Below are 26,816 nucleotides of genomic sequence, written 5' to 3'. Positions count from 1 at the left end.
TGCAGTCACAACATTTCTATCCTGCCAAACGCTACACTGTTCAACCGTTAACTCTTTGATCTGGACTGCGCTGGTTCTATTCGCCTTCAACTTTTTCGGTATTTCCGCCCTTGACCCAACCTTCGCGATTGCCATCCTCAACCCGAATTCGCTGCCACTCTTTATCCGGCGAATCTTCCAAAACCACGACTTTTTCCTTGTAACCAACACCGCCAATGCGGTTCGAGTCTCGGTTGCCGCTATCCCGGAGAATTAAGCCGATCGGCTGAGTAACTAGAGCTCGGTAAGCTCCCGGTTCCAGCGGTTTCGGAGACGGGGCATCGCTAGAGGTAGAAACAGGGCTGGCCTTGGCTGTTGACTTCGCCCCAGCGCCGGCAATCTGAGCTGCTGTTTTGTCGTTGGAAAAAACAGGTCTTTCAGGCACAGTAGTTAGCTTAGCGGCAAAGTAAAGTGCAGCGGCCACGCTAGCACCTGCCATGAGGACGATCGCCAGCAGAAAACCCACTAAAAACTTGAAAATGCTATACACACTGTTCATATGAAGGAAGAGTTGACAGTTGACAGTTGACAGTTGACAGTTGACAGTTTGCTTAGAGAAGGGTTGACACTTGACAGTTAACCGAAGGAACAAGGAAGAGTTGAAAGTTGATCGAAAGAATAAAGAATCGGGAAATCGAGAATTGGGAATCGGGAATGGAAAAATTTGATCTGGGTGGGATAGACTCTGGGAAGACAACTTCAGATTCGGGTAAATGCCGAATACTGACTATCTGCACAATGTCTTCGATCGACTATCCCTGAATCCGGCGGCTCAAACTGCCGTATCTGGAAGCAAGGCGAGCTTTCCCCGCCGCAGCCCAATCTTGGAGAAATTGGATTTGCTCGCTCGCCGTTCGGGCTAATGGCACCATCTGACTAGCTGACTCTAAAATATCATCTGTGGTAAAGTCTCGATTTTGGCTAAACCCAATGTGCATGGCTTCAATCAAAGTTTGCTCGATTTCGGCTCCTGAAAAATCGGGAGTTTCGTAGGCCAAGCGCTCTAGATCGTAGTTTTTGATGCTGTGCGATCGCAACCGCAACAAATGTACCTCAAAAATCGCCCGCCGTTCCTCCTGACTGGGCAAACCCACAAAAAATATCTCGTCAAACCTGCCTTTTCTCAGCATTTCCGGCGGCAAAGACTGGATGTTGTTGGCGGTTGCGACGACAAAAACCGGCGAAGTTTTTTCGCCCAACCAAGTAATAAAAGTTCCGAACACGCGGCTGGTTGTCCCCGAATCGCCTTTACCGTCTAATCCCGAAAAAGCTTTGTCAATTTCGTCAATCCACAGCACGCAGGGCGCCAAGGCTTCCGCTAGCTGAATCATTTGTCTGGTGCGCGATTCCGATTCCCCGACTAATCCGGCAAACAAGCGCCCGACATCCAATCGCAGTAGAGGCAAATGCCAGTGGTGGGCGATCGCCTTTGCAGTTAAGGATTTGCCGGTGCCTTGAATTCCGACTAACAATAAGCCTCTGGGATGCGGCAAACCGTATTGGCGGGCGCGATCGGAAAAAGCACCGCCGCGCCGCAGCAGCCATTCCTTGAGATTGTCCAAACCGCCGATATCGGAGATGTTTTCGCGGGCTGGGTAAAAATCGAGAATTTGAGTTTGGCGGATGGTTTGGCGTTTTTCTTCTAAAATCAGTTCGGCGTCGTCGGGATGCAGTTCGCCTCTGGTGGCGATCGCCTTTGCCAAAACTCGGCGGATTCGTTCGATCGACAGACCTTGACATGAGCGCACCAATTCGTCCAGCAAACGCCCCTCTATGGCTTGTCCGGTAGCCCCTAACAGTCTTTCCACCTCAATTTTGATTTCCGCCGCCGCAGGCAGGGGAAACTCCAAAACTGTGATGACTTCGCTGAGATCTTCGGGGATCGAAGTTATCGGAGATACGATGACTATATTTTTGGGCACAGATTTGAGGAGTCTCGCCAAATTTCGCAGTTTCCGGGAAATCGAGACATCTTCTAAAAATCGCTGAAAGTCTCGCAAAATAAAGATTGCTGGTGCGGAGGCGGGCAATTTTTCGAGAAATTCTAAAGCTTGTAGCGGGTTGCGCTTGCCAAAACCCGCATCGTTGGGATTGCCTTGGTAGCCGTCAACAAAATCCCAGATGTAGACGGCGCGAGAACCTTGTTTTTTGGCGCATTGGGCGATCGCCACTTCGACGCGCTCTTCTTCCCGGGTGGGAATGTAGATTAGGGGGTAGCGCGATCGTAGCAGCAGTTCAAACTCGTCGCTAAAAATAGTCATTTGTCAGTTGTCAGTTGTCAGTTGTCAGTTGTCAGTAGCCAGTAGTCAGTTGTCAGCAGTCAGTTGTCAGCAGTCATTAGTTAACTGGTGTGATTTTTTTGCCCTGGTTATTGCACAGTTATTCGTTGTTCTGCCAATTCTGAAAAGTGTGGCTACATATAGATTGTTGTAGGCGCGATGATGATATCTGTAGGGACACGGCATGGAGCCGTATCCGGCGCGGGTAGCTGGGACTTTTAAATTGGTATAAGAATAAGATTCAGGATTGTAGCAATACTTTTTTAAATTGGTATTAGCTACTGCCTACTGCCTACTGCCTACTGCCTACTGCCTACTGCCTATTGACTATTGACTAAGGCAATTGCCGTTTAAGTGCTGCCAGAGATGCCCAGCGACTGTCAGAGACTGTCTCTGGGCTTTCGGTCTCTTCTGCATCCTCATTTAAATCTATTCCCGGACATTCAGTATCGCATAGCTGTTTGTGTGGCAGTTCCAAACACATTTGTTGGTAAACCCAATCGCTGGGAGAGAAAGAACCCGTAGGCGACAAATTTTCCACCAAATCTTCTAAATCAACTTCAAATTCTCCTGAAGTTGCATCAAGCTGACTCGGCTTTTCTTCCAGCCAAATTATTTCCGCTGATTGAATTTTCAAACGGTGATTGTATTGTTTCAGGCATCGGTGGCAGGTGAGAGTCACAATTGTTTCTGCTTTCGCCTTCACCTCAATAAAATTCCCTTTGTGACTAACTTGCAGTCGCCCCCGCACCGGAGTAAGAGTTTCTAAATCGGGGATAAATTCTTCAAAATCAATGACCTCTTTCCGCTCGGTTTTTGTGAGTAGATGAGGGATATAAATTGTCTCCATAATCATCTTTCGCCGTTTTATTATCTTCGTTTCAAGGTAAAAGTTAAAAGTCAAAAGGAATAGCTATTTTTTCGCTTTTTCCTTTTTCCTTTTTCCTTTTTCACCGTCAGCGCAGCCGCACTACCAAACGCCGATCGGCATCTTGTCCTTGACTGTAAGTTTCTATATCCTCACATTCGCTCAAAAAGCTGTGGACTTGACGGCGTTCTGCCGAAGACAGCGATTTGAGTTCAACTTCACCTCCCGTCGATCGCGCTTGCTCTGCTGCGTACTCTGCCATCGATCGCAGTTCTGCTTGTCGGCGGATGCGATAGCCGTTCAGTTCGACTGTATAAGCAATCGGTTCATCTGATTCGTGAGCGATGTTCGCAACTGTGTTGCAGAGATACTGAATTGCATCTAGTACATTACCGTTTGGCCCGATTAATATGGCTACTTGTTCTGGAGTCAGATTGCTTTCATCTATTGTCATCCAATAGCAATCTTCTTGCTGTTGGCTTACCACGTTTGAGGGAATTGCGGACAGTTTTAACAGTTCTTCTAACCATTGCTGTCCGCGCTGCATTTCAGAGTCTTTCATTTTAACAATCAAGCCTTTTTCTTAGAACGGCCCGGCTCGAAGGGAAGTGCATCTAATCCCTGTTCTTTTTTGGTTTTCGCCTCTGCTTCGTCCACGATTTTTTGGAGGTTTTCGGGCAGCGGTTCTCTGGACAAAATAAACGATTGAACTGTTTGGAAGATGTTAGCAATCAGCATATACATCAACACGCCTGCGGGCAGCGGGAAGAACAAAAACATCCCCGAAAATATAACTGGCGTCAGTTTGTTGACTGTAGCCTGTTGAGGGTTGTCGTTTGGCCCTTGGGCTTGTCCCGACAGAGTTTGGTTGATATACAAACTGATACCGAAGCCGAGGATCATCACCAAAATATCCCAGTGGATGGTACCGTCTGGGTCGATCGCGCCGACGCGGCCTAGAGCTTCGATAAACAGGAATCCTTTGTTAGTAGCCAATCCGGGGATTGTGCCTTGAACTGTGGCTTCACCGGGCGCTAAAGCCACGATGTTGCCCTGTTCGTCTACCTTGACGAATTCTTCGCCTTTGATGACTTTCCAACTGGGAACAAAGTCTATTTCGCTCTTATTTTCTGCCGCTAGGGCTTGGAGAGATTTGCCGTCTGGGGTCTTAAATTCAACCTTGGTTGTATCGCCGACTGCGAGTTTGTCGCCGCTGGGAATCAATCCCACAACTGGAGCGTGAAATGTACCCGTCACGTAAATATTTTGTGGCGGCGTAGCAAAGGCTTGCGGTTGAACAGTTTCGATTTGTTCTTTGGGCAAAACTTGGACGTTGACGCTGTAATTTACGTCAGAAAACGGCGAACCCCTGAGCGTTGCAAACAGTGCAAACAGCACCGGCATTTGCAGCACCAGCGGGAAACATCCTGCTAGAGGATTGCCGAATTCTTTGTATACTTTGCTCATTTCCTCCTGCTGTTTGGCAGGATTTTCTTTATACAGTTTTTGAATTTGATCTACTCGCTCTTTCATCAACGGCTGCGCTACTTTCATGCGCCGCATATTGCGAAGAGATCCTGCATTTAGAGGATAGAGAGCAAAGCGAATCACGAGCGTCAGGGCTACGATCGCTAAACCGTAGCTTGGCACGATCCCGTAGAAAAAATCTAGGATCGGCAGCATTAGGTTGTTGGAGAGAAACGAGATACCAAAATCCATTCGCTTTGAGTTAATTTAGGTGCTCTTTGTTTGCTGTTGAGAACTATTTTTACCCGCTGAATGCGGGCCGTCTCAACTTTTAGGCTTTTGTCTCTATCTTAGGACATTGCCCGTCGATCGACCGCCCGCTACCAGGTTTTTGGTAATGAATTTGCCACTAATCGCACAGACTTCACCCAAAAAACGGACACAAGCCCCCCGACTCTCGTCGTGGAGATCGAAAAATTTTAGACTCCTGTTCAACCTCCCAGATTCATCTGTGGAGTAAATCTCAAATCTCAAATCTCAAATCTCAAATCGACTGACTTCGCCCTCAAATCAGGGTGAAAGCGGTTCGGTTATTTAGCTTTTGCCGCGTTAGCTTTTTGAGCTGCTGCGGGCAGTTTTTCGTTAATGTAGTCATACATGGCTCGAAATTTCGGAATCGATCGCAGTTCCAAACGGCTGCCATTTTTCATGGTCAGCACCATGTCTCCGTAACTCCCGAAACCGCGAGGTACTGTGACGATTTTGACTATATCTGAGTAGATAACGTCTATGCGATCGCGGCCCATCCAACCGCTAGTTACCGACACTCGGCGGCTGGTGATCCGGTAGCGCAGCCACAGAGCCCGGACAATTGATCCTACTGCAAGGGGGATTCCCACGACAGTCAGCCCCAGGAGTAAGTTGATAATCAAGTCTCCAAGCGCGGGGCCGCCTTCATAATATACTTCCTCTCGAATTCCCATCTAGTACCTCGGCTTCTACCAACAACTGCTCTAATTCTTGCAGAATTTCTGCATAATTGCACTCTTGTGCGATCGGACGCACGACAATTACTAAATCCCAGCCGAATTTTAATCTGGGCAATAGCTGTCGCAAAGCAGCGCGAATCTGGCGCTTGATCCGGTTGCGGACTACGGCGCGCTTGCTGACTTTCAAGCTGATAGAAATGCCTGTGCGAGTCGGCTGCAAGGATTTCTCGGCTGTCGGTTTGCTTAATTCGACGCTTTTGGGTTTGCGCAGAGCTCTTAAGCTGAAATGAGCTCCGTTGCGGCGCATTCCCTTGCGGTAAACGGCGCTGAAGTCTTTTCGGTGCTTGAGTCGGTTTGTAGGAGGCAACATGGCGTTGGGCGATCGTTGAGGCTTCTCAACCTGAATGCAGTGCTAGACTGCGAGGCGGTGGCGACCTTTGCTGCGGCGGGCCTTGATTACCAATCGACCGTTTACGGTGCGCATTCTGGCGCGAAAACCGGATGTTCTTTTTCTTTTGCGGCTGGTTCCGTGCAGGGTTTGCTGTGTCATTTCGATTTCTCCGGGCTTGTTACTTTACTTTTGATTAATATTCACAATCTTCTATTATACCATAGAGTTGTTTTATTGGCAAGATTTTTTCAATTTTTGATATGACGATGTTTTAATCTTGTTGTTTTTAGGGAAGGGCAAGGACAACTATTTTATTTAATTCCAAAAATTTTTTTTTTGCTACAACACTCTTAATTGAGGTTATTTACCCAAATATTGTCGCTCGCTTTGCGTCGCTCTAGCTTATTTTCTGTCTTTTTTTGGGTAAGAGCGATGGCTCCACACCCTACCAATATTGTTGCATTGATTTTCCACGCTTGGTATAAATTAAGAAGCCGACGCTATAGCGGTTCTCAATTAATTATCGAAGAGTGTCCCTTACCCGAAATACAGCGGATTTCAGGTAAGTGAACTACGTTGATTTACGCGAACACAAAAATGCTCGTTTCCTAACTTAGAATCGCGAATTAAATAACTTACAATTTTAATTGTTATGTGGGATGGGCGGGGGAGCCCGTCCAAAAAGGGCGGGATCTCCCGCCCACCCCACAAACTTGTGGAAGTTATTTAATTCTCATTCCTTAGATATGGCAACTCATATCCCCAGATAATTGACTGAAACGAGCATTTTCCCGATAGTCTACCGGGCAGTCAATCACGCAGGGGACATCTTGAGCCAGGGCTTCCTTCAGGATAGGAATAAAATCGGTGGCGGATTCCACGCGATAGCCTTTTAAACCCATACTTTCGGCATATTTTACAAAATCGGGATTGCCAAATTTGACGAAATGTGAATGACCAAAGTGATCTTCCTGCTTCCATTCAATTAACCCGTAGCCGCCGTCATTAAAGATGAGAGTGACAAAATTAGTACCGACGCGCAACGCAGTTTCTAACTCTTGAGAGTTCATCATAAAACCGCCGTCGCCGGTGGCTGCTACTACTTTGCGATCGGGATAAACGAGTTTTGCAGCCACCGCCCCCGGAATCGCAATACCCATCGCTGCAAATCCGTTGGAGATCAAACAGGTATTCGGGCGATCGCAATGATAGTGCCGCGCGATCCACATTTTGTGAGCTCCCACATCAGATATGACAATATCTTCCGGGCCCATGACTTGCCGCAAATCGTAAATGATTTTTTGCGGCTTGATCGGGAAACCATCATCGTTTGCATATTGTTCGTACCCAGCGCGAATATCCGCCCGCAACTGCTTAGCAAAAGGGTCAGTTTTCTCCATGCGATCGGCACGCTGCAAAATTTCATTCAGCGAATCAGAAATATCCCCCACAACTTCTACAATCGGAATGTAACTGCTGTCAATTTCTGCTGGCCGAGCTCCAATGTGAATAATCGGAATTTTGCCGTCAGGATTCCACTTTTTCGGGGAATATTCAATCAAATCGTAGCCAACAGCAATCACTAAATCCGTTTCTTCAAAAGCACAGCTAATGTAATCCCGTTTTTGTAATCCCGTTGTCCAAAGTGCCAAAGGATGAGTGTAAGGAATTACACCTTTGCCCATGAAAGTATTAGCTGCTGGAATATTCAATCGAGTTGCAAATTCTGTCACCGCTTCGCTAGCATTAGCCCTAATAGCTCCATTTCCGATTAACAACAAAGGACTTTTTGCCTTGGAAATTGCCACCGCGGCTTTATTGAGACTTTGGTAAGCACCAAAAGTTTTTTCGCGGTTGTCTTTAGTGAGTGGCTCTCCTTCCACAGGCATTGCTGCGATGTTTTCTGGTAAGTCAATGTGAACTGCTCCCGGCTTTTCGCTTTGAGCAACTTTAAAGGCTTTGCGGACGATTTCTGGCGTAGTCCCGGGGCGAACAATTTGAGCGTTCCATTTAGTAACTGGCGCAAACATAGCGACCAAATCTAAATATTGGTGCGATTCTATGTGCATTCTGTCTGTGCCGACTTGTCCGGTAATTGCTATGAGAGGAGCACCGTCTAAGTTGGCGTCAGCAACTCCTGTCATTAAGTTAGTTGCGCCCGGCCCTAAGGTGGACAAGCAAACGCCGGCTTTGCCGGTGAGGCGGCCGTAAACGTCGGCCATGAAGGCTGCGCCTTGTTCGTGGCGAGTAGTAATAAATTTAATTGAAGAGTTTCTTAGGGCTTCTAGAACTTCTAAATTTTCTTCTCCGGGAAGTCCGAAGACGTATTCTACGCCTTCGTTTTCTAAACATTTGACCAAGAGTTGAGCTGTGTTCATTTCCGTTTTTTTCCTCGGTAAGTGTGTTTTTTTTCGGGGTCAATTTCTCGTAAAAATACTCAATTAATTTTTTTAAACCGCAGATGAACGCGGATTAACGCAGATTAATTGATGATTTTTACGAGCAGTGTATCGAGTTTTACTTATTTTACCCACACTGTTTTAATGTTGACAAATTCGTGAATTCCTTGGATGCTTAATTCGCGTCCGTAACCGGAGCGTTTGATGCCGCCAAAGGGCAATCTGGGGTCGGATTTTACTAAACCGTTGATGAATACGGCGCCTGCTTCTAGTTCGGAAATAAACCGATCGCTCTCTTCTCTTACTGTAGTCCAAGCAGCGGCACCCAAGCCAAAGGATGTGCTGTTTGCGAGGGCGATCGCCTCATCGATGCCCGCAACCCGGAATACTAAGGCTACCGGGCCGAAAAACTCTTGTTGGCGCGCCTCTGCATCCGGGGGAATATCTGCCAGAATAGTTGGCAAGTAGAAATTGCCGGCTTTCTCTGACAAGGGGCGGCCGCCTGTGAGAAGTTTTGCTCCCGATTTGATGCAAGCTTGCACTTGATTGTCCAAATCTTTGAGAATTGTCGGGGTAGCCAAAGGGCCGATATCGGTTTCTGGCAACATCGGATCGCCTACTTTTAATTGCTCGAATTTTTCGACAAATCCTTTGATGAATTCGTCGGCGATTTCTTCTGCTAAAATAAAGCGTTTTGCTGCGATGCAAGATTGACCGTTATTCAGCATCCGCGATGTGACTGCTGTGGATAAAGCTGCTGGTAAATCGGCGCTGGACATCACAATAAATGGGTCGCTTCCTCCCAATTCCAGCACTACTTTTTTCAAGTTTTTCCCCGCATTTGCTGCTAAACTTTCGCCCGCTGGTTCGCTACCGGTGAGAGTTGCTGCTTTGACGCGATCGTCCGCAACGATTTTAGGTACTTTGTCGGCGCCCACTAACAAGGTTTGAAAAACTCCTTCGGGAAACCCTGCTTCGGCGAAAATCTCTTCAATTTTTAGAGCGCACTGCGGCACGTTGGAAGCGTGTTTGAGCAAGCCGACGTTGCCCGCCATCAGCGCCGGCCCCGCAAACCGGAAAACTTGCCAAAATGGGAAATTCCAGGGCATGACGGCTAAAATAGCGCCCAATGGTTGGTAACGGACAAAGCTGCTGCTAGCGTCGGTTGTTGCCGGTACGTCTGCCATAAATTGAGCGGCATTTTTGGCGTAATAGCGGCAAACTAAGGCGCATTTTTCTACTTCGCCGATCGCCGATTTGAGCGTTTTGCCCATTTCCAGCGTCATCATTTCCGCGTAAATTTCGCGATCGCGCTCCAAGATATCGGCAGCTTTCTGCATCCAGATGGCTCGCTGCTCAAAGGGCAGGTGGCGGTATTTGTTAAAAGCTTGCTGTGCTAATTCCAGCTTAGCTTCTATTGCTTCATCTGCGATCGGCTCGAAAGTTTGCAGCGTTTCTCCCGTTGTCGGGTTGATAGTAGCAATAGCCATTATTCGATCTCCTTTTCAAAAAACACAAAACTCCCTTATAGTTTTGAAGCTAGCTCGGGAGTTGCTGTATCGATGTATTAGAAAATTTGGATTTACCAGCCATACTTTTTGCCCTTGCTAACTTGCAAGTGCCGGGATTTGTTTAAATCTCTCTACGTCTAATTATAGTGCAGGGAATCAATTGCAAATCTTAAGAAAATTTGTTTTTAAAGTTTATATTTGCGATCGAAGTGACAACTGGTTCCCCGACTCTGCCTGGGAACCCATATAAACTTTTAATTATAGTGCAGGGACTCAATGGCAAATCTTAAGAAATTTTGTTTTTAAAGTTTATATTTGCGATCGAAGTGGCAACTCGTTCCCAGGCAGAGCCTGGGAACCCATATAAGCGAGGCTCTGCCTCGCCTGGGACAATGGAGGCAGAGCCTCCCCATCTGCGTTACCAGGCAGAGCCTGGTAACGAATAAAACTGATGTCGATCGCGAAATCCGATCGCAGAATGGAGCGCAGGCGTTGCTGACTGAAAGCATCCAGGGTACAAAGCCCCCAGATTCATTCCTTCGCATCGTCAGTCGGGGGAAGGATTGCGACGTGAGTAATTCTCAAATCTCAAATCGGCATGGATGCGATCGGGCAGAACCCAGTGTCAGAGGAATATTAGCTAAAAACCTTCTAAATATTCCGGATGAGTTATGAGGCTCAGTGATAATACTGAAAGATGCTCGTAACAAAAAACAAGGGGATCGGCAGCTATTGCTTCTAGTAATGGTCAAGTTGACTAAGATATCTCATTAATTTTATAGGAGTTAGACTCGAATGCCCCCAAGCCAAAGATTAGCTGATTTAGAAAAAGCCTTAGAATTGCGATACGAGACACTTGGCAAGGTGAAAAAACGTCTTGCCATGACGGACGAATTTTTTGCAAAAAACGCTATAGAGCTAAGAATTCGGGAAGAAGTTCTACCAGAACTTCGCCAGTGTAAGGCTGAGTATTGGGAACTGCTTGCGGAAGAGGTACGTACTTGTGAAGTAGAAGTAGCAGAAGTGGACGCCAGTTATGCGCTCGTTGAGGTTGTACCGAAAATTGAACGAATTGTGAACCAATCTAGTACCAAGTATCCCGATGAGTTGATGCAGAAATTGCAGGAGATTCTCTACAAGCTGAATGAACCGAAGACACCTGTGGCAGCTAAGCTGAAAGCCGCTCTACCTCTTGTACCTTTCATTATGAATTATGAGCTGGAACTAGATACAGAAATCTTGTTGAGAAGGGTATTTGAGCGAATGAGACAACTATTTAAGAAAGCAATAGATGAAAAAAAAAAGTAGAACCACAACTACCAGTTTCACCAGAAATATCAGATCCCGATCCGAGTAGCGATGAACCAGAGAACTTAATCAGCCCAAAACCACCAATTTTACGCTCGAAAATTTATCGAGTGATTAAGCAGCCAAGGGCATTAATCTGTGTGAAGATTTCCCCACAAACGGACAAAACCTCTTTAATAAAGCAGATTATGAATAAAGAAATTCCTGAAAGATATCACACAGTGAGCGTGGACTTTCAGCAGGCAAACAAAGATGTGTTTACCAATTCGGAGCAATTGTTGAAGTGGTTATGTACTGAAATTACATCGCAACTTCAGCTAAACAATACACTAGCTGATTGTTGGCAGAGAGTAATATTCAGCAACATCAAATGTATTAACTACTTTGAAACACACCTGTTAGCAGACGCACAGATCAAAACTGCCCTTGTTTTAGTCTTGTATAACGTGGAGTTGATTCTTGAAAAGCAAGCGATCGCCAACAACTTTTTTGGATTGCTGCGCTCTTGGAAACAGAATCTCAGGAACAACGATACTTTGAAAAAATTGCGGTTGGTGATTGTGCATTCTCAAGATATCAGAACCGATCCGCCATTCAATGTAGGGGACGTGATTTACTTTCCTGAGCCAGAAGCGGGACAATAATACTTTGTTTTTGCACGACTTGTGTCCATAGTATTTTATTAGTGGAGAATTAATTGATGATGTCTCAATACTGCGTCGGAGGAACTTTACCTGCTGATTCCTCTACCTACGTCGAGCGGGAAGCAGATGAAAGCTTGTACAAAGCTTTGAATAATGGGGAATATTGTTATGTCCTGAATTCGCGGCAAACGGGCAAATCCAGTTTGATGGTGAGAACAATGGAACGGTTGAGGACAGAAGGGTTTGCTTGTATTGCGATTGACCTTACTGAGATCGGCACGGATATTTCTAAAGAGCAATGGTATCGATCAGTGATTGAGTGTCTGGTGAAGGATATTATAGAGCAGGATATAAATTTAGATAATTTTGATTTAGACACCTGGTGTAAGTGTCATGAATTTCGGTCGCCGATGCAGCAATTGAACAAGTTTATTGAAGATAAATTGGTGACTCTGCCAAAAAAAGTTGTCATTTTTGTAGATGAGATAAACTGTGTTCTCAGTCCCAGTCTGAAGGGCAAGCTAGATGATTTCTTTGCTTTGATCCGAAGTTGCTATAACCGACGCGCTCGCAAACCAGAATTCAACCGTATAACTTTTGCGCTGTTAGGGGTAGCCATTCCCTCAGATTTGATCCGCGATCCAAACAAGACGCCGTTTAATATTGGTAAGAACATCGAGCTTAACGGCTTTCATCTGCATGAAGCTAAACCCTTGATTCAGGAATTACAGCGGAAAGTTAGCAATCCCCATGCGGTGCTGCAAGCAGTCTTAGATTGGACGGGTGGGCAACCTTTTCTTACCCAAAAACTTTGCAAACTTATAACAAACGATATGGAGGCATCAGAGGTAGAACAGTTGGTGCAACAGCGAATTGTTCAAAATTGGGAATCCCAGAATCACCAGGAGCATTTTACGACTATACGCGATCGCATTTTTAACTCCCTCTCCAGTCCGCAAAGTGTAACTCGATTGCTGGGGCTATATCAGCAAATTTTACAAAAGGGAGAAATCAAAGCTGACGACAGTTATGAACAACAAGAATTGGTGTTATCAGGGTTAGTTGTTAAACAGAATGGCAAGTTAAAAGTTTACAATCGGATTTACGAGCTTATTTTTAATCTTGAATGGGTTGAAAATCAGCTACAAAATAAGCGACCTTACCAACAGGAAATAACGGAATGGCTTGCTAATGACCAACTCCCATCCAAACTGTTGCGAGGAAAAAAATTAAATGAGGCACTCCTATGGAGTAAGGGTAAAACCTTGAGCCCAGAAGACAATGTTTTTATAACGGCAAGCCTAGAATTGGAAAGACGAAGGAACCAGCGCAACTTGATCTCAACGATTGCTGCAAGCTTGCTGGCTGTTGTTTCGGGAGTCGGCGCGTATTTATGGCATATCGATCAGTTGGAGCAACAATTATTTAGCCACGGTAACAGAACTCTGTTTCCTGCAAATCCAAATCCCGATCGAGATCTAGGTATTGAAGCTTTCAAAAAAAATGATTATTCTAAGGCTATTGATTTTTTTGAACAAGCTAAAAAAGCTAATCCTAACGATCCAGAATCACGAATATATTTTAATAATTCCCAAGCCTTGAAATATGGTAACCCAGTAACTCTTGCAGTAGTTCTACCTCTGGATAAGGAAGACGAAACTGCTGCGGAAATGTTGCGAGGAGTTGCACAGGCACAAGATACTTTCAACAGTTCAGGTGGAGCGAAAGGTCGGTTATTGAAGATTGTAATCGCTAAGGATGGCAATGAAACCAAACAAGCTGAACAAGTTGCTCGGCGACTAATCAAAGACCAAAGCATTATGGGAGTAATTGGAAACCACACCAGTGAAACTACGGAAGCTGCACTGCTTGAGTATGAAAAAGGTAATATAGCGACAATCTCTCCTAGTAGCACCAGTACTTCACTGAAGAATAAAGTTTTTTTCCGAACCGTACCAAATGACCAAAAAACTGGTGAAAAGTTAGCGAGTTATGCCATAAGCAAGAACTACAAGAGAGTTGTTATTTTCAAGAGCAGTAACGATCCATATAGTGATAGTATAACCACGGCGTTTCAAACTTCATTTAAGAACCAAGGTGGAACAGTTGTAGGAGATCCGATAGATTTGACCACCTCTGGACTGAATCCTGATGGCGAAGTTGCAAAAATCTACGATCAGAGTAAGCAAGCTAATGCAGTTGTATTACTGCCAAACACAAAGAAAATTCCTGTGGTTATGGGAATTGCCCGCGCCGCAAACAACCTAAACAATGCTGGAACCAAAAGGCTACAACTACTGGGAGCGGATGTTTTGTACGCTCCAGAGATTTTAAAAGCCGGAAAGGCTGTTGAAGGTTTGGTTATAGCTGTACCTTGGTTTCGAGATGAACCCAATTCAAAAAAATTTGCTAAAGCTGCTGAGAAAATATGGGAAGGCCGGGTTAGCTGGACTACAGCAACCAGTTATGATGCAACTCAAGCTTTCATTAAAGCTCTGTCTGTGTCTAACAATCTCTCCCGCCAAACTGTGTTGGAAAACCTCAAATCTATTAATCTTACAGCAAATGAAACTTCAGGAAATCCACTCCGGTTTAAAGACGGTGAGCGCCAAGGGCAAGAACCAGTTCTAGTCAACGTAGTTAAAGGTAAATTTGAGCTGGTGAAATAGTAAAGAACTAAAGCAATTGTCAAAAACCTGGAAGCAATCCCTAGTATAGCCGTAGGGTGCGCCGCCATCAAAAATCCCCAAAAAGAGCGAACATCTCGCAGCGACGCACCTTGCAAGAATTAGGCATAAGGTGCGTCGCCATCAAAAATCCCAAAAAAGAGCGAAAATCTCGCAGCGACGCACGCTACGAGAATTAGCTATTCCCCTACCTCAAACCGATTTTTCCTCTATATAATTCTGCACGTAAGACTGATAGTAATACCTGCTGCCCTTATCGTTATTAGCCACCATTCCCAACAGCGGAATCCCCGCCATTTTTAAATCCTCAAAAGCCAACAACAGCGCCTCCCGCTCTGTTTGATTCAGCCCGACAACCAGCATCAATCCGCTAGTATGAGCCGCCAACAAATTCGCATCTGCCAAACCCAACAGCGGCGGAGTATCGTAAATAACTAAGTCAAAATGACTTGCCAAAGCTGCCATTAAATGCTGCATTTTTCTCGAAGAAAGCACCTTTGTGGGATCGGGAGGAACCGGGCCGGATGTTAACACAAACAGATTTTCATCGCGGGGCGATCGCAAAATCACCTCTTCCACATCCAAATCCTCAGCAATCACATTGTGCAACCCTTGCCAGTTGGGCAAACCGAGCATTTCGTGCACCTGCGGCCTCCGCAAATCCGCATCCACCAACAGCACTTGCTGGCCCATTGCCGCCGCCGCCCGCGCCAGATTTACGGCTACAGTAGACTTGCCGTCAGCTACTTGACAAGACGTAATTACGCAAGAATTTATCGGAGTATCAACGTTTAACAGCCGAATATTAGCATTGAGCGATCGAAAAGCCTCTTGAAAAGCATCCGTCGGCACCGGCGAACTTCCCACATCAATAGTAGTTGTCTCCGCAGGTGGCAGTCTCAAAATTTTATCGCTAGCAGGAATCACCCCCAACAAAGGTAGCCGAATCGAATGTTTGACATCCTCCGGAGAGTTGAACACAGTTTTATTATTAAACCGTTCCGCCAACTGCGCCACCAGCATACCAAACAGCAAACCAGCCAATCCTCCCAAAGCCAAATTCAAAGGCATAATCGGAGCAACAGCCATCAACTCGCCATTTTTGTAGCGCGGAATTTCCGGCTTAGCAATAACTTCCCAAGCCACCTCTTTTTTACCCACAGCTTCAAGTTGCAAAGCTTGCTGTTTGGCCAACAAACTATTTAGTGTATTATTAGTCAACTCCGCCTCCCGTTGCAAATCTCCATAGCGCCGCAAAATCACCGGGAATCCTTGAGAGTATTGATTCAACTGCTTAGCAGCTTGTTCCAAAACCTGATTCCGCACGCCCAGCACCTGAATTAAATTAGCAGTACCGATCAACTGCTCGATTAACTTAATCCGCACCGGATCTTGAAAAGCCAGCACTTGCGAATTCACCTTAGCTAAATCTGTTCCCAGAACCTGTTGGGCTTCTTTATTCAACAAAGGAATCAGATTCTTGCGCTGATCTCGCAACAATTGCATTTGTGGAGTTTGGTCTGTAAAAGTCGCCGAATTAATCGCAATTTGCCCTTCCAATTGCTGCAATTGAGTCAGCATTCCTTGATAGCGGGGAGCTTGACTCAGAGCCGAGGCCATCAGCGCTTGTTGCTGGGTTAATCCGAGCTGATTTTGCAAGTTTGCATAGAGCAATCTCTGCTGGTTTAGCTGCGTTTGCGCGTCCAATCTTTGCGCTTGAAGTTGGCTGATTTGCTGCGCCAGTTGTTGGGTTTGAATTTGCGGATCGATGAAATTGTACTGCTGGCGCAACTTTTGAATTTCTGTTTGCAGAACTTGTTGGCGCTTTTGCTGGTTGGGAATTTTCGATTTCACAAAATCCAGACTCTGGCTAATTTGAGTTTTGGTATCTTGCACGCTGTAGTTGCGGTAACCTAGTGCAACTTTTTCCAAAACAAACTGAATTTTTTTCGGATCGTAATCCCGATATCTAACTTCGATGATTTTGGTATTTTTGAACCGATTGATTGACAGCCTGGTTCCCTGAGAAAACGGCAAATTATCGGCTTTTTGGTTCAAAAGATAGTTGTAATTTATTTCGGGATATTTCGCCTGCAACTGTTTAATAATCGGCGACATTACTTGCGGGCTTTGCAAAACTTGAATTTGCGATTCGTAGTCAAAACCTGGACTTTCTGGCGTCGCGGGAGTCGCTGGTTGCAGTTTCAGCTCGCCGGAGTAGACTTTTGCTAAAGTGTTTTGCGTAACAGCCGGTTCTACTAATAATTGAAAACGCCCTTCGTACTCGCTTTTTTGATTCAGCGTCCAAGCAAAAACCCCGGTTGTCACTGCCGCTGCTACGCCGATGACTAAGATGGAGCGACTGCGGCAAACTTCCCAAAAACTTAACTGTTCTTCCTCTGTTTGGTTCCTCCCAAAAAATTGCTCTTCTTCATAAAGCACGGAAGATAACTTTTGCTGTCCAACGAGTTTTTTATTGTGATTAAACACTGCTATTTGAGATTTTTTACCTGGTTTCATTTGATTGCTACAACTTATTAGTTTAAACGTCTGTACGGCTGGCGCAGTTTCATCAACCCGGTTTCTGACTAGATATCTCGTTACCCAACCGAAATTTTTTGTATAAACCGGGTTGATGAGGCCTTAGCGCTAGTCTATTCAAATCACCGAAAAATATTGAACAACCGGAATATTCCCAACAGTGGGCTTAAAGGAGCGAGAGTCCCGCCTACATTATCCGAGAACGCAGCGCGGCCCGATCGCCTTACCATAATTACATCATTATTTTGCAGTTTGGGATTAGTTTCCTCATTGGCGGTTGCAGAAAAATTCACCTTAACAGTTAGCCGCGAAACAGTGCCGTTAGGATTGAGGCGAATTAAATCCACCGAATCCATTTCTGCGCGCGATTTATTAAAACCTCCCGCTGCTACCAGCGCTTGATTTAAAGTAGTGTTGGGCACTAAAGCAAAAGCCCCCGGTTTCACGACTTCTCCCACCAGACTCACCTTAATCGAATCCGGTGAAAAATTAGAATTAGCAACTTGTGTGCCTTCGAGTGCATCGGCCAGATTTTCGGCTTTGGGAACAATTACCGTATCTCCCTGTTGCAGCGCTAAATCTTGGGATACATCTCCCGCTTCCAAAAGTTGCCACAAATTCACATTAATAATTTGTTCCGTGCCCGCCCGCGTCTGGCGGCGAACTTGTATTTGTCTGATATCAGCTACCGGCGTAATGCCGCCCGCCATTTTAATTGCTCTGGTTACAGTTTGCTGCAAAACATTTTCCCCTCCACCGGGAGTTTCCTTAGCAGCAAACAAACCAGAATCTGCACCCGATTCATTCTCTTGTAACCTACTTTGAAGCTCTTTGGCCAGAGTATAAGTACCGGGTCGAGTTACTTCGCCCACTACAGCAATATTAATTGGTTGAGTGCTTTGCCCGGTAATGTTAGCTACTGCTAAAGTGGGTGCTTCTTGGCGGTTGAGGCTAGTTACAGTGGGAATAAATATCGTGTCGCCGTCGCGCAAAGTCATATCGGCGCGCAAATCGCCGTTTTGCAATAATTCCCACAAATCCACACTAATAATTTGTTCCGGTGCGTTGCGCTGGGGGCGGCGGATTTTGATTTGCCGCACGTCTGCTGACTGGGTAATTCCGCCAGCTAGTCGCAGCGCCCGCGATATTGTCGGCATTTGAGTGCCGATTTGCTCTGATGTGCCTCCGGGGCCTGCTGCTGAAGATATTGTATAGGCTCCGGGGCGGTTGATTTCGCCGGCGATCGCAATTTGCAAAGGACGCGCAGCCAGCAGTTTCAGCGTAATCCAAGGACGTTTGAGGTATTTGCCGTATCGCTCCTTGACAGCATTAGAAGCTTGTTCTAAGGTCATTCCTGCCACTCCCAGGCTGCCAATTAACGGCAAACTCAGGGAACCGTCGGCCTGTATTTGGTGTTGACCGTTGGGGCCGCTGTATTCTGGGACGTTGAAGATGTCCATTTGAATGCGATCGCCCGCGCCCAAAGTGTAAACTTCCGATCGTACACTCGAAGGTGCACTTGCCGGAACTAACGGAAATCCGGGCGCTGCCGGTACCGGTACGGGAATCGGAGCACCCGAAGCCGGAGGAGGAGGAGGAAAAGAAGGAAGAGGAGGAGAAGAAGGAAGAGGAGGAAGAGGAGGATAAGAAGCAGGAGAAGCAGGAGAAGCAGGAGAAGCAGGAGAAGCAGGAGGAGGAGGAGGCAAAAACTGGCCCGCCGCCGGAGATGAACCCACAGCCGCCGCCAGCACTGACACTGTTAAACTTTGGACAATTAAATTTTTGACGGCATTACTTACGTAATAACCCAGCTTGCAGCTTTTGCTGAAAACCTCACCCTCAGCCCCTTTCCTGCAAGGAGAAGGGATAACTTCTCGCCTTGGACTCTCCGCAAAGGGGGCCCAAGGGAGAGGTTTTTGCTCGAGTTGCACGCCCCGCGAAGAACTTTTCACCACCATCGCTTTTTGCCCTATCCTGTTTCTACCCCGCCAACATCAAATGTAACCCAACTGTTCTAACTTACTCAGAACTTTTTTAACGCTTTCTGCCACACTTTCTCGCTCTGTGTAACAAATAATCTCAGGATTGAGCGGTTCTTCATAAGCATCGTCAATGCCCGTAAAACCCTTAATTTCTCCTGCTCTGGCCTTAGCGTACAGCCCTTTGACATCGCGCGCTTCGCACACTTCTAACGGTGCTTTGACATACACCTCTACAAAATTTGGCTCCATTACTCTAATTTCGTCGCGAATTGCTCTGTAGGGGCTAATAGCTGCCGTAATTGCCACAACTCCATTGCGGCTAAGTAGGTTCGCGACAAATCCAATCCGCCGAATATTAGTATCTCGGTCTTCTTTGCTAAATCCCAAGCCTTTTGACAAGTGGGTGCGAACGACATCTCCATCCAATATTTCAACTTTGCAGCCTCGGCCCTTCAATTCGGGTTCGAGAGCTTTGCTGATAGTTGTCTTGCCGGAACCACTCAGCCCGGTGAACCACAAAATAAAACCTTTTTCCATTTTCAGCCCTTAATAAGTAACTGGAAAATTATACGCTCTCAAACTTTATAGATGCGGTTCCCCTTTTGTATATTATCGTGATTCGGGATGTCAGTCTATTTTCCATTTTTCGATTTGAGATTTTAGATTGACTTGCAGCGCAGTGAATCTAGGAACTTGAACAGGAGTCTAAAATTTTGGGAGCATCCATAAAGCCGTAGGGGGCACGGTAGCCGTTTTTTGTGGGTCATATGGGCAATATTTGCGCGCCACAAAGGAGAAATCAAAATTTGCGATCGCTGGCGCTCTCTTGCAGTAACAAAAATGTGCATTCGCTACGTAATTACCGATATATTATTTGTCAAGTCTTTACACATTAAAATTTAATTTGCGATCGCCAACACCAGACATCTATCCCGTAGCACCAGACTGAGCCTTTAGCAATCTAAAATCTAAAATCTAAAATCCTATTGCCTATGTCTTCCGTTTTGAAAGCAGATGTTTTGATAGTCGGTGGCGGCACCGGCGGCACCGCAGCAGCCGTGCAAGCAGCCCGCCGAGGTGCCAAAACTATTTTAGTCAGCGAATTCCCCTGGCTGGGAGGAATGCTGACGACAGCAGGTGTTTGTGCCCCCGACGGCAACGAATTAGCAGCATTTCAGACGGGTTTGTGGGGCGCGTTTCTCCGGGAACTCCAGCAGCGACAGCCGGGAGGTTTGGATTGGGGCTGGGTCAGTTTTTTTACTTACGATCCCCGCATCGGTGCTGAAATTTTTGCTGCTTGGGTTAAGTGTTTACCGAATTTGCAGTGGATTTCTGGACAAACAGCCCAAGATGTGCTATGCGAAGGCAACAGAATTTCTGGCGTTCGGTTTGCAGATTTTACGGTGGCGGCGAAAATCACTTTGGATGCAACGGAATTGGGAGATTTGCTGGCTTTAGCGGAGGTGCCGCACCGCTGGGGTTGGGAATTCCAAGCTGAGTGGGGAGAACCCAGCGCGCCGAGATCCTCTAACGATCTCACACAAAGGTATTCGGTGCAAGCTCCGACTTGGGTGGTTGTCATGCAGGATTTTGGGGAAGGTGCGGTGGCGCCAGAAATTCCTGCGCCGCCTGTTGACAATCCCGATCGATTTTCCGGCGCTTGGAAAGATTACACTCCTGAGCAATTTCTCAATTACGGCAGACTGCCTGGGGGATTGTTGATGATTAATTGGCCGATTCGTGGTAATGATTATGGTGAAAAGGTCGATCGACTAATTGGATCGACAGCATCTCGACAAGAATTCCTCCAAGAAAGTCTCTGGCACAGCCAAAGTTTCGCCCGCTTCATTCAAACCCAACTCGGCCCCCGCTACGGCTTAGCAGAGAACATTTTCCCCATTTCACACACAGAAAATCCACAAAATTCTCCCCTTTTTCCTTCTGACTTCCATCCGTTACATCCCGTACATTGCTCGTTGCCGAACTTCCCTCGGACTTCTGCCTTCGCCTTGCACCCGTACTACCGAGAAAGCCGCCGTTTGCGAGGAATAAGTACAGTCACAGAACAAGATATTTTACCGATTGTCGGCGGCAGAGTAGCGAAGTTGCCGATAAATTCTCAGGGAATTTGCGAGACAATTGCGATCGGCAACTATGCAAATGACCACCATTATCCCAGTGGCGACATTCCCTTGCAGCCCAAATCCATCCGCTGGGGCGGCCGCTGGACTGGGAGTCCGTTTACAATTCCTTACAGTGCGCTAATTCCGGAGAGTGCAGACGGATTGCTGGTTTGCGAAAAAAATATTTCTGTCTCTCACATCGCCAACGGTGCAACTCGCTTGCAGCCTGTTGTGATGAATATCGGACAGGCGGCGGGGATGGCGGCGGCTTTGTGCGCGGAAGCAGGATGTGGGCCGCGCGATTTGTCTGTCAGAGTTTTGCAGGAAGCTTTGCTGCAAGATTCTGAGGCGAGGGCCGCAGTTGTTCCTTTATTTAATTTGACACCGGAGCGATCGGATTGGTTACATTGGCAGCGCTATTATCTCGATCGACCTCAAGCATATCCCGCCAGCGGCGAATGTGCTTTGTCAGTCAAAAGCGATCGAAAAACCCGGTTTCTCCAGAAAAGCCCTGTATTTGAACCCAGAACCTTGACATTTGAACCCGGTTTCTGTGTAAATCCCAGCAGTAAAACAGCAAATACCCAAAGCCCATTTTCGGGAATTTTCCGCCGTCAGGGCGCACAAGACTGGACACTCACGCTGACAAGTCCCGCATCCTTAGCCGGTCAAACTTGGCAACTCGTGACTTTGGACTCGGAAACCGACAGATTTTTAGAGAGTTGCGAAACCGAAAAGCCTCTGACGGTATGGGGTAGCCTGAATTTTGCCGGTGGTTGGCTCCTGGCTGGAGCAGTAGCATGGAATGGGTGAGGTTTTTTGCAAAGTTCCGAAATTCCCAGACATTTATCCTGATCTCTGGGGGCAAGTCTGTATCAGGTAATAGACACTGACACGGATACTACCCATGCACACCTACACTGTAATTGCTTTACTGAGCCTGTTGGGCGTTACCTTGAGTGCCAGCGCCCAGAGTGCTTTTGAAAGCCTAGTCGAACTGCTGGCTGCCACCGCTGATTATATTTTCTTAGCGCCAACTCAACAACACAAAGGCGATCGTTCTCCAGAAAGAGGCAGCGGACGCAGAGAGTTCATTCAGCCCGATCTTTACACACATCTGATACCAGCATTTTAATGGCATGGGACAAAAGGGAGTTCCGCAAATGAGTTGGTTTCGACCGCCCGTGTCGATCGATCTGATTTTCTGGGATTCTAGGAAAGTCAGGTTCGTCTGGCAACTGCACTGCTTGTTGACCTGCAATCAACGGGTACCTTGCCACGTAAGCCGTCCAGGTCGATCCCCAAATTTTAGACCCTAGTTCCTGCTCCCTGATTAATCTGTGGAGTGAATCTAAAATCTCAAATCGAAAAATGGAAAATCGACTGACAGTCATGATAGATATTTTTTGTGTGTAAAAAATGATCGGATCAAGCTTCAACCGCCATCTATCGCGAGATTTACTCTTGCGATATTTGGCGGTTTTGTATGTTCAAGGCTTGAGATACTTTTCACCCTGTCAAGTTAGGCAACTAAAATTTACGGTGGGTGACACCATTGGAAAAGTTAAATAATTCTCGCATCATGTTTTTTGGATAGTCTGGCAATTTCAGGGAAATCTATCCTGATTAGCAAGGGGAAAGTCCGTATCTCTAAATAGACACTGACACGGATACTACCCATGCAAACCTACACTGCAATTGCTTTACTGAGCCTGTTGGGCGTTACCTTGAGTGCCAGCGCCGCTCTCTCCATACAATCCCCAGTCGAACAACTAGAAACTGCCACCGCTCAATATATGTTGGCAGCCCAAACTCAACAAAGACGAGATCGCCCTCCCAGCCCTGGCAACGGACGGCATGATTTTAGGGAGCCTGGCACTCACACTGGCTCACTACAACAATTTTAATCGCATTCCCAGAAAGCTAGTTTCGCAAATGAGCGCACCCAAAAACGGATACAAGTTTCCGACGCGAGCGATCGCTGGTCGATCCCCAAATTTTAGACTCCTGTTCCTGCTCCCTGATTCAATGCTACAAGTAAATCTCAAATGGAAAATCTCAAATGGAAAATCGACTGACTTGTTTCGAGGCTGGTTTCGAGGCCGCCCGTGTCGATCGCTCATATTTTCTGGGATTCTAGTTTTTCAGGTTAAACGGCAACTGCACTTTTTGTTGATACTCCTGAAAAGATTTTTTGGGTGTAATAAATGTTAGTATATAAACCTGGAACCGCCATCTACCTAGAGATAGACTCTAGTATGTGGCGGTTTTGTCTTGAAAACGCTTTAATTAAACAGGAATTACCCGCATGACTCTGATTGTCCGGGTTTTTCAACCGATATCCCAGGCCCTCCACACCGTATTTTAGTCCATCAAACCGGGTTTCGCCGTCCAGGAGTATTCAAGAACGATCGGCTCGGAGACGCCTCAAATTCCTCCGATCGCAATACTTATTTACGTTCTCCCCCCGCAGGTGGGGTTGAATTTTCAACGGCTGCACTATAATTAACGTGCGATAACTAACTGATATATAAGTACACCCAGAGTGCAGAGGGTGCACAACTCGACTTAAATTAGCCAATAAGAACCACTTATTCGGTGTCGATCGCCTTTGGGCCAATGCCCCTGTTACCTCAGGAAAATTAACTGGCCTGAATATTAGGGTAGCTGCCAAGCTTTCCGGCGACAGTCGGCTATGCTTGATTCGGCGGTCTCGCAATATTTTTTTAATGGAGGATGAAAAGATGCCTCCAAGTTTTACTATTTCGGAGATTGTGATGAAAAATGACTCTTTAGATCTGGTCAAAAGCCTTAGCCCTAGTGCAATGGATCAGATCATGCTATATCTGGCGTTTAGCGCCATGAGAACCAGTGGACACAGGCACGGGGCGTTTCTAGACGCGGCCGCAACGGCGGCTAAGTGTGCCATTTATATGACCTATATGGAGCAGGACAACAACCTGCGGATGACCGGACACTTGCATCACATTGAGCCTAAACGGGTGAAAGTGATTGTTGAGGAAGTCCGGGAAGCTCTGACTACGGGAAAATTGCTGAAAATGTTGGGTTCCCAAGAACCTAGATATTTGATTCAGTTTCCTTATGTCTGGCTGGAACAGTATGCTTGGCTTCCGGGACGCCCTCGCATTCCGGGAAACAGCTTGACAGCGGATGAAAAAAAATATCTCGAAGGCAAGATTCCTCCAAATCCGCCTGACGCTCAACTGATCAATTCTTTTCAGTTTATGGAATTGATCGAGTTTCTGCACAGGCGATCGCAAGAAGATATGTCTCCGGAAAGGCGAATGCCTTTGAGCGAAGCTCTAGCAGAACACATCAAGCGCCGCTTGATATATTCCGGAACGGTGACTCGGATCGATTCTCCTTGGGGAATGCCTTTTTATGCCCTCACCCGCGCTACTTACTCTCCAGCAGAGCAGGAAGAGCGGACATTTACGATGGTCGAGGATACGGCTAGATATTTCCGGCTGATGAAGGATTGGGCGGAAAAACAACCGAAGGTGATGCGAGTTATGGAAACTTTGGATATTCCGCCGGAACGGCTCGACCAAGCTGTTGAGGAATTAGATGAAATTATTCGCCATTGGGCCGATCGCTATCACAAGCGGGGCGAACCAACGATGATTGTACAAATGGTTTTTGGGCCGCAAGACGACGATTAGTCAGTAGTCAGTAGTCATTGGTTATTGGTTATTGGTCATTGGGCCTGCCGTCATTGGTCATTGGTCATTGGTCATTGGGCATTGGTCATTGGGCATTGGTCATTGGGCATTGGGCCTGCCGTCATTGGTCATTGGTCATTGTTCAAACAGGTCATTGGGCATTGGGCATTGGGCATTGGTCATTGGTCATTGGTCATTGGTCCTGCCGTCATTGGTAATTGGTCATTGGTCATTGGTCATTGGTCCTGCCGTCATTGGTCATTGGTCCTGCCGTCATTGGTGATTGGTCATTGGTGATTGGTCGATCGCTTGAAACTAATGACTAACGATTAATAACTAATATTTCTGGGCGCAGAAACCGGGTTTTGTACGAAAATCTTGCGTTAATTCCTTGAATTATCGTGCAAAACCCGGTTTCTTGGGTGAGATTGCGTCCAAGCTGGACTAAGCTAAAAAAGCTCTCCAAGCGGAGGCTAGGACGATCGCTGCGATCGCTCCGATGAGTGTATTAAAAAAATTCACTACCTCGTTCGTCAGCCACTCAAACTTTGATTGCACCGTCGCGCCAATCACGCTCTCGATGTTCGTAGCAATAAAAGCTGAAATAACACAAAAAACAATTCCTGTCAAGTCAATTACACCGACAGCCCAACTCACAAGCGCCATCAGAATCGAGCCGACAATACCTGCGATCGTTCCTTCCAAACTGACGGCCCCTTCGGTACCCCTAGGTACAGGCTGCAACGTAGTAATCAAAAACGTATGCTTGCCGTAAGCTTTGCCGATTTCGCTAGCACAGGTATCGGAAAGTTTGGTGCAGAAACTCGCCGCATAACCCAGCAACAACAGGGAAATTAAATCTTGTGGCACAGGCATCTTGCCTGTGTCTCCGAAAATACCGCCTGTGTCTCCGAAAATACCGCCTGTGTCTCCGAAAATACCGCCTGTGTCTCCGAAAATAGATAATGCCAAAACTGCCACAGCACAAAGAGTAGCCGTTAAAGCCGAACCCCAGACATTTTCCGGGCCTCTTGCGCCCGATCGCTTTTCAGCAATCCCTTCTGCTTCTTTTTGGGCTTTCCCGATGCGGGTAACTCCCGATCCGACAAGAAAGTAGAACATGACCACAGCATAGCCTCGCCATCCCAAACAGCCCCAGATGATGACACCCAGCAGCCAACCGTGGAGTTGTCCAGCCGGAGTAAGCAATTTTTTGGGAGCAAGGGTGGCGATCGCGAGTAAAAATGTATTCAGGGCGATCGCCACCAACCAAGGATTAGACCAAGATAAATAATTAAAGAACAATTCTGAATTTTGCATCTAGTACCTCCATGAGCCAAGTCTTATTTCATCTTGCCTTCCCCGTGACAGATATTGCGCAAACCAAAGCCTTCTACGTAGACGGGCTCGGCTGCGAATTAGGTCGCGAATCACCGAATTCGGCGATTATGCGTATGTGCGGCCATCAAATAGTCGCCCACGTCAGCCGCGAACCTTTGACACCTCAGCGAGGCATCTATCCCCGGCATTTTGGGTTGATTTTTACCGACGAAGCAGATTGGGAAGGGTTGTTAGAAAAAGCCCAGCAAAACAACTTGAATTTCTATCAAGAACCGAGAAGGCGATTTGTCGGTTTGCCCACAGAGCACCGCACTTTCTTCTTAGAAGACCCTTTCCACAATATACTGGAGTTCAAGTATTACTGCGAAGCTGAGGCAATTTTTGGGCGCAGCGAATACGCTGAAGTCGGCGATGCAGTTTAGTCGCCTGGTAGGGTGCGTCAGCATAGAGTTATTTTTTCGATAAGTGAGAATCAATCTCTTTTCTTGAAAAGGACTAAAGTCCTCACTACAAACCTGTCATCAAAATAGGTTAGGTTCGTAGTGAGGACTTTAGTCCTCAGAT

General features: G+C 46.6%; 23 protein-coding genes. 9 read left to right on the top strand and 14 right to left on the bottom strand.

Features of this window, described 5'->3' with window-relative positions:
* Positions 1-76 precede the first annotated feature (76 nt).
* From QUB64_RS08755 to QUB64_RS08710, 10 genes are all read right to left on the bottom strand, one after another.
* Positions 77-538: an SH3 domain-containing protein gene (locus QUB64_RS08755; RefSeq protein ID WP_333268430.1), complete on the bottom strand. Its 462-nt coding sequence runs from the start codon at positions 536-538 to the stop codon at positions 77-79.
* A 253-nt stretch (positions 539-791) separates the two neighbouring features.
* A complete protein-coding gene (locus QUB64_RS08750; protein ID WP_333268428.1) occupies positions 792-2,300 on the bottom strand; it encodes an AAA family ATPase in 1,509 nt (502 codons plus the stop codon).
* Positions 2,301-2,652: 352 nt separating this feature from the next.
* Positions 2,653-3,168: a YceD family protein gene (locus QUB64_RS08745; protein WP_333268427.1), complete on the bottom strand. Its 516-nt coding sequence runs from the start codon at positions 3,166-3,168 to the stop codon at positions 2,653-2,655.
* A 106-nt stretch (positions 3,169-3,274) separates the two neighbouring features.
* A complete protein-coding gene (locus QUB64_RS08740) occupies positions 3,275-3,748 on the bottom strand; it encodes a Jag family protein (protein ID WP_333268425.1) in 474 nt (157 codons plus the stop codon).
* Between the two features lie 8 nt (positions 3,749-3,756).
* On the bottom strand, positions 3,757-4,905 hold the full coding sequence (gene yidC / locus QUB64_RS08735; protein WP_333268422.1) for a membrane protein insertase YidC: 1,149 nt from the start codon (positions 4,903-4,905) through the stop codon (positions 3,757-3,759).
* A 338-nt stretch (positions 4,906-5,243) separates the two neighbouring features.
* Positions 5,244-5,636, bottom strand: coding sequence for a PH domain-containing protein (locus QUB64_RS08730; RefSeq protein WP_333268420.1), 393 nt, complete (start codon positions 5,634-5,636; stop codon positions 5,244-5,246).
* Entirely contained in the window at positions 5,608-6,012 is a 405-nt protein-coding gene (gene rnpA, locus QUB64_RS08725; RefSeq protein ID WP_333268418.1) for a ribonuclease P protein component, read from the bottom strand. The genes QUB64_RS08730 and rnpA overlap by 29 nt, the downstream gene beginning before the upstream one ends.
* A gap of 42 nt (positions 6,013-6,054) precedes the next feature.
* Positions 6,055-6,192, bottom strand: coding sequence for a 50S ribosomal protein L34 (gene rpmH / locus QUB64_RS08720; RefSeq protein ID WP_193974120.1), 138 nt, complete (start codon positions 6,190-6,192; stop codon positions 6,055-6,057).
* 581 nt (positions 6,193-6,773) lie between these two features.
* The gene (locus QUB64_RS08715; RefSeq protein WP_333268416.1) at positions 6,774-8,411 is read right to left on the bottom strand and encodes an acetolactate synthase large subunit; all 1,638 of its coding nucleotides are present in this window, start codon (positions 8,409-8,411) and stop codon (positions 6,774-6,776) included.
* A gap of 143 nt (positions 8,412-8,554) precedes the next feature.
* Entirely contained in the window at positions 8,555-9,922 is a 1,368-nt protein-coding gene (locus QUB64_RS08710; protein WP_333268414.1) for an NAD-dependent succinate-semialdehyde dehydrogenase, read from the bottom strand.
* Positions 9,923-10,738: 816 nt separating this feature from the next.
* Here QUB64_RS08710 and QUB64_RS08705 point away from each other — a divergent pair.
* From QUB64_RS08705 to QUB64_RS08695, 3 genes are read left to right on the top strand one after another with little or no spacing between them, the layout of a single operon-like run.
* Complete coding sequence (locus QUB64_RS08705; RefSeq protein WP_333268412.1) at positions 10,739-11,251, top strand: hypothetical protein; 513 nt, start codon at positions 10,739-10,741, stop codon at positions 11,249-11,251.
* A 26-nt stretch (positions 11,252-11,277) separates the two neighbouring features.
* Complete coding sequence (locus tag QUB64_RS08700) at positions 11,278-11,895, top strand: AAA-like domain-containing protein (protein WP_333268690.1); 618 nt, start codon at positions 11,278-11,280, stop codon at positions 11,893-11,895.
* A 56-nt stretch (positions 11,896-11,951) separates the two neighbouring features.
* On the top strand, positions 11,952-14,564 hold the full coding sequence (locus QUB64_RS08695; protein ID WP_333268410.1) for an ABC transporter substrate-binding protein: 2,613 nt from the start codon (positions 11,952-11,954) through the stop codon (positions 14,562-14,564).
* Between the two features lie 210 nt (positions 14,565-14,774).
* Here the strand turns inward: QUB64_RS08695 and QUB64_RS08690 are convergent, their stop codons facing one another.
* The 3 genes from QUB64_RS08690 to cysC form a co-directional block, all read right to left on the bottom strand.
* Positions 14,775-17,102: a GumC family protein gene (locus QUB64_RS08690; protein WP_333268408.1), complete on the bottom strand. Its 2,328-nt coding sequence runs from the start codon at positions 17,100-17,102 to the stop codon at positions 14,775-14,777.
* A gap of 143 nt (positions 17,103-17,245) precedes the next feature.
* The gene (locus QUB64_RS08685) at positions 17,246-19,054 is read right to left on the bottom strand and encodes an SLBB domain-containing protein (protein WP_333268406.1); all 1,809 of its coding nucleotides are present in this window, start codon (positions 19,052-19,054) and stop codon (positions 17,246-17,248) included.
* Positions 19,055-19,117: 63 nt separating this feature from the next.
* Positions 19,118-19,642: an adenylyl-sulfate kinase gene (gene cysC / locus QUB64_RS08680; RefSeq protein WP_333268405.1), complete on the bottom strand. Its 525-nt coding sequence runs from the start codon at positions 19,640-19,642 to the stop codon at positions 19,118-19,120.
* Positions 19,643-20,097: 455 nt separating this feature from the next.
* Between cysC and QUB64_RS08675 the strand changes: the two genes are divergently transcribed.
* The 5 genes from QUB64_RS08675 to QUB64_RS08655 all read left to right on the top strand — a co-directional run bounded on the left by QUB64_RS08675 (position 20,098) and on the right by QUB64_RS08655 (position 25,129).
* The gene (locus QUB64_RS08675) at positions 20,098-22,041 is read left to right on the top strand and encodes an FAD-dependent oxidoreductase (protein ID WP_333268403.1); all 1,944 of its coding nucleotides are present in this window, start codon (positions 20,098-20,100) and stop codon (positions 22,039-22,041) included.
* A 94-nt stretch (positions 22,042-22,135) separates the two neighbouring features.
* A complete protein-coding gene (gene patX / locus QUB64_RS08670) occupies positions 22,136-22,363 on the top strand; it encodes a heterocyst-inhibiting protein PatX (RefSeq protein WP_333268401.1) in 228 nt (75 codons plus the stop codon).
* A 544-nt stretch (positions 22,364-22,907) separates the two neighbouring features.
* The gene (locus QUB64_RS08665; RefSeq protein ID WP_333268399.1) at positions 22,908-23,135 is read left to right on the top strand and encodes a hypothetical protein; all 228 of its coding nucleotides are present in this window, start codon (positions 22,908-22,910) and stop codon (positions 23,133-23,135) included.
* 870 nt (positions 23,136-24,005) lie between these two features.
* Complete coding sequence (hetR, locus tag QUB64_RS08660) at positions 24,006-24,911, top strand: heterocyst differentiation master regulator HetR (protein WP_333268688.1); 906 nt, start codon at positions 24,006-24,008, stop codon at positions 24,909-24,911.
* A gap of 17 nt (positions 24,912-24,928) precedes the next feature.
* A complete protein-coding gene (locus QUB64_RS08655; protein WP_333268397.1) occupies positions 24,929-25,129 on the top strand; it encodes a hypothetical protein in 201 nt (66 codons plus the stop codon).
* 226 nt (positions 25,130-25,355) lie between these two features.
* Here QUB64_RS08655 and QUB64_RS08650 read toward each other — a convergent pair whose 3' ends face one another.
* Positions 25,356-26,231: a DUF92 domain-containing protein gene (locus QUB64_RS08650; protein WP_333268395.1), complete on the bottom strand. Its 876-nt coding sequence runs from the start codon at positions 26,229-26,231 to the stop codon at positions 25,356-25,358.
* 11 nt (positions 26,232-26,242) lie between these two features.
* Here QUB64_RS08650 and QUB64_RS08645 point away from each other — a divergent pair, with 11 nt between their 5' ends.
* Positions 26,243-26,674, top strand: a complete 432-nt coding sequence (locus QUB64_RS08645; RefSeq protein ID WP_333268393.1) for a VOC family protein — start codon at positions 26,243-26,245, stop codon at positions 26,672-26,674.
* Positions 26,675-26,816: the final 142 nt, after the last annotated feature.

Source organism: Microcoleus sp. Aus8_D2, from assembly GCF_036702665.1.
Lineage (GTDB): Bacteria > Cyanobacteriota > Cyanobacteriia > Cyanobacteriales > Microcoleaceae > Microcoleus.
Note: the sequence above shows the minus strand (reverse complement) of the source record. Positions and strands in the feature narration are given on the sequence as shown.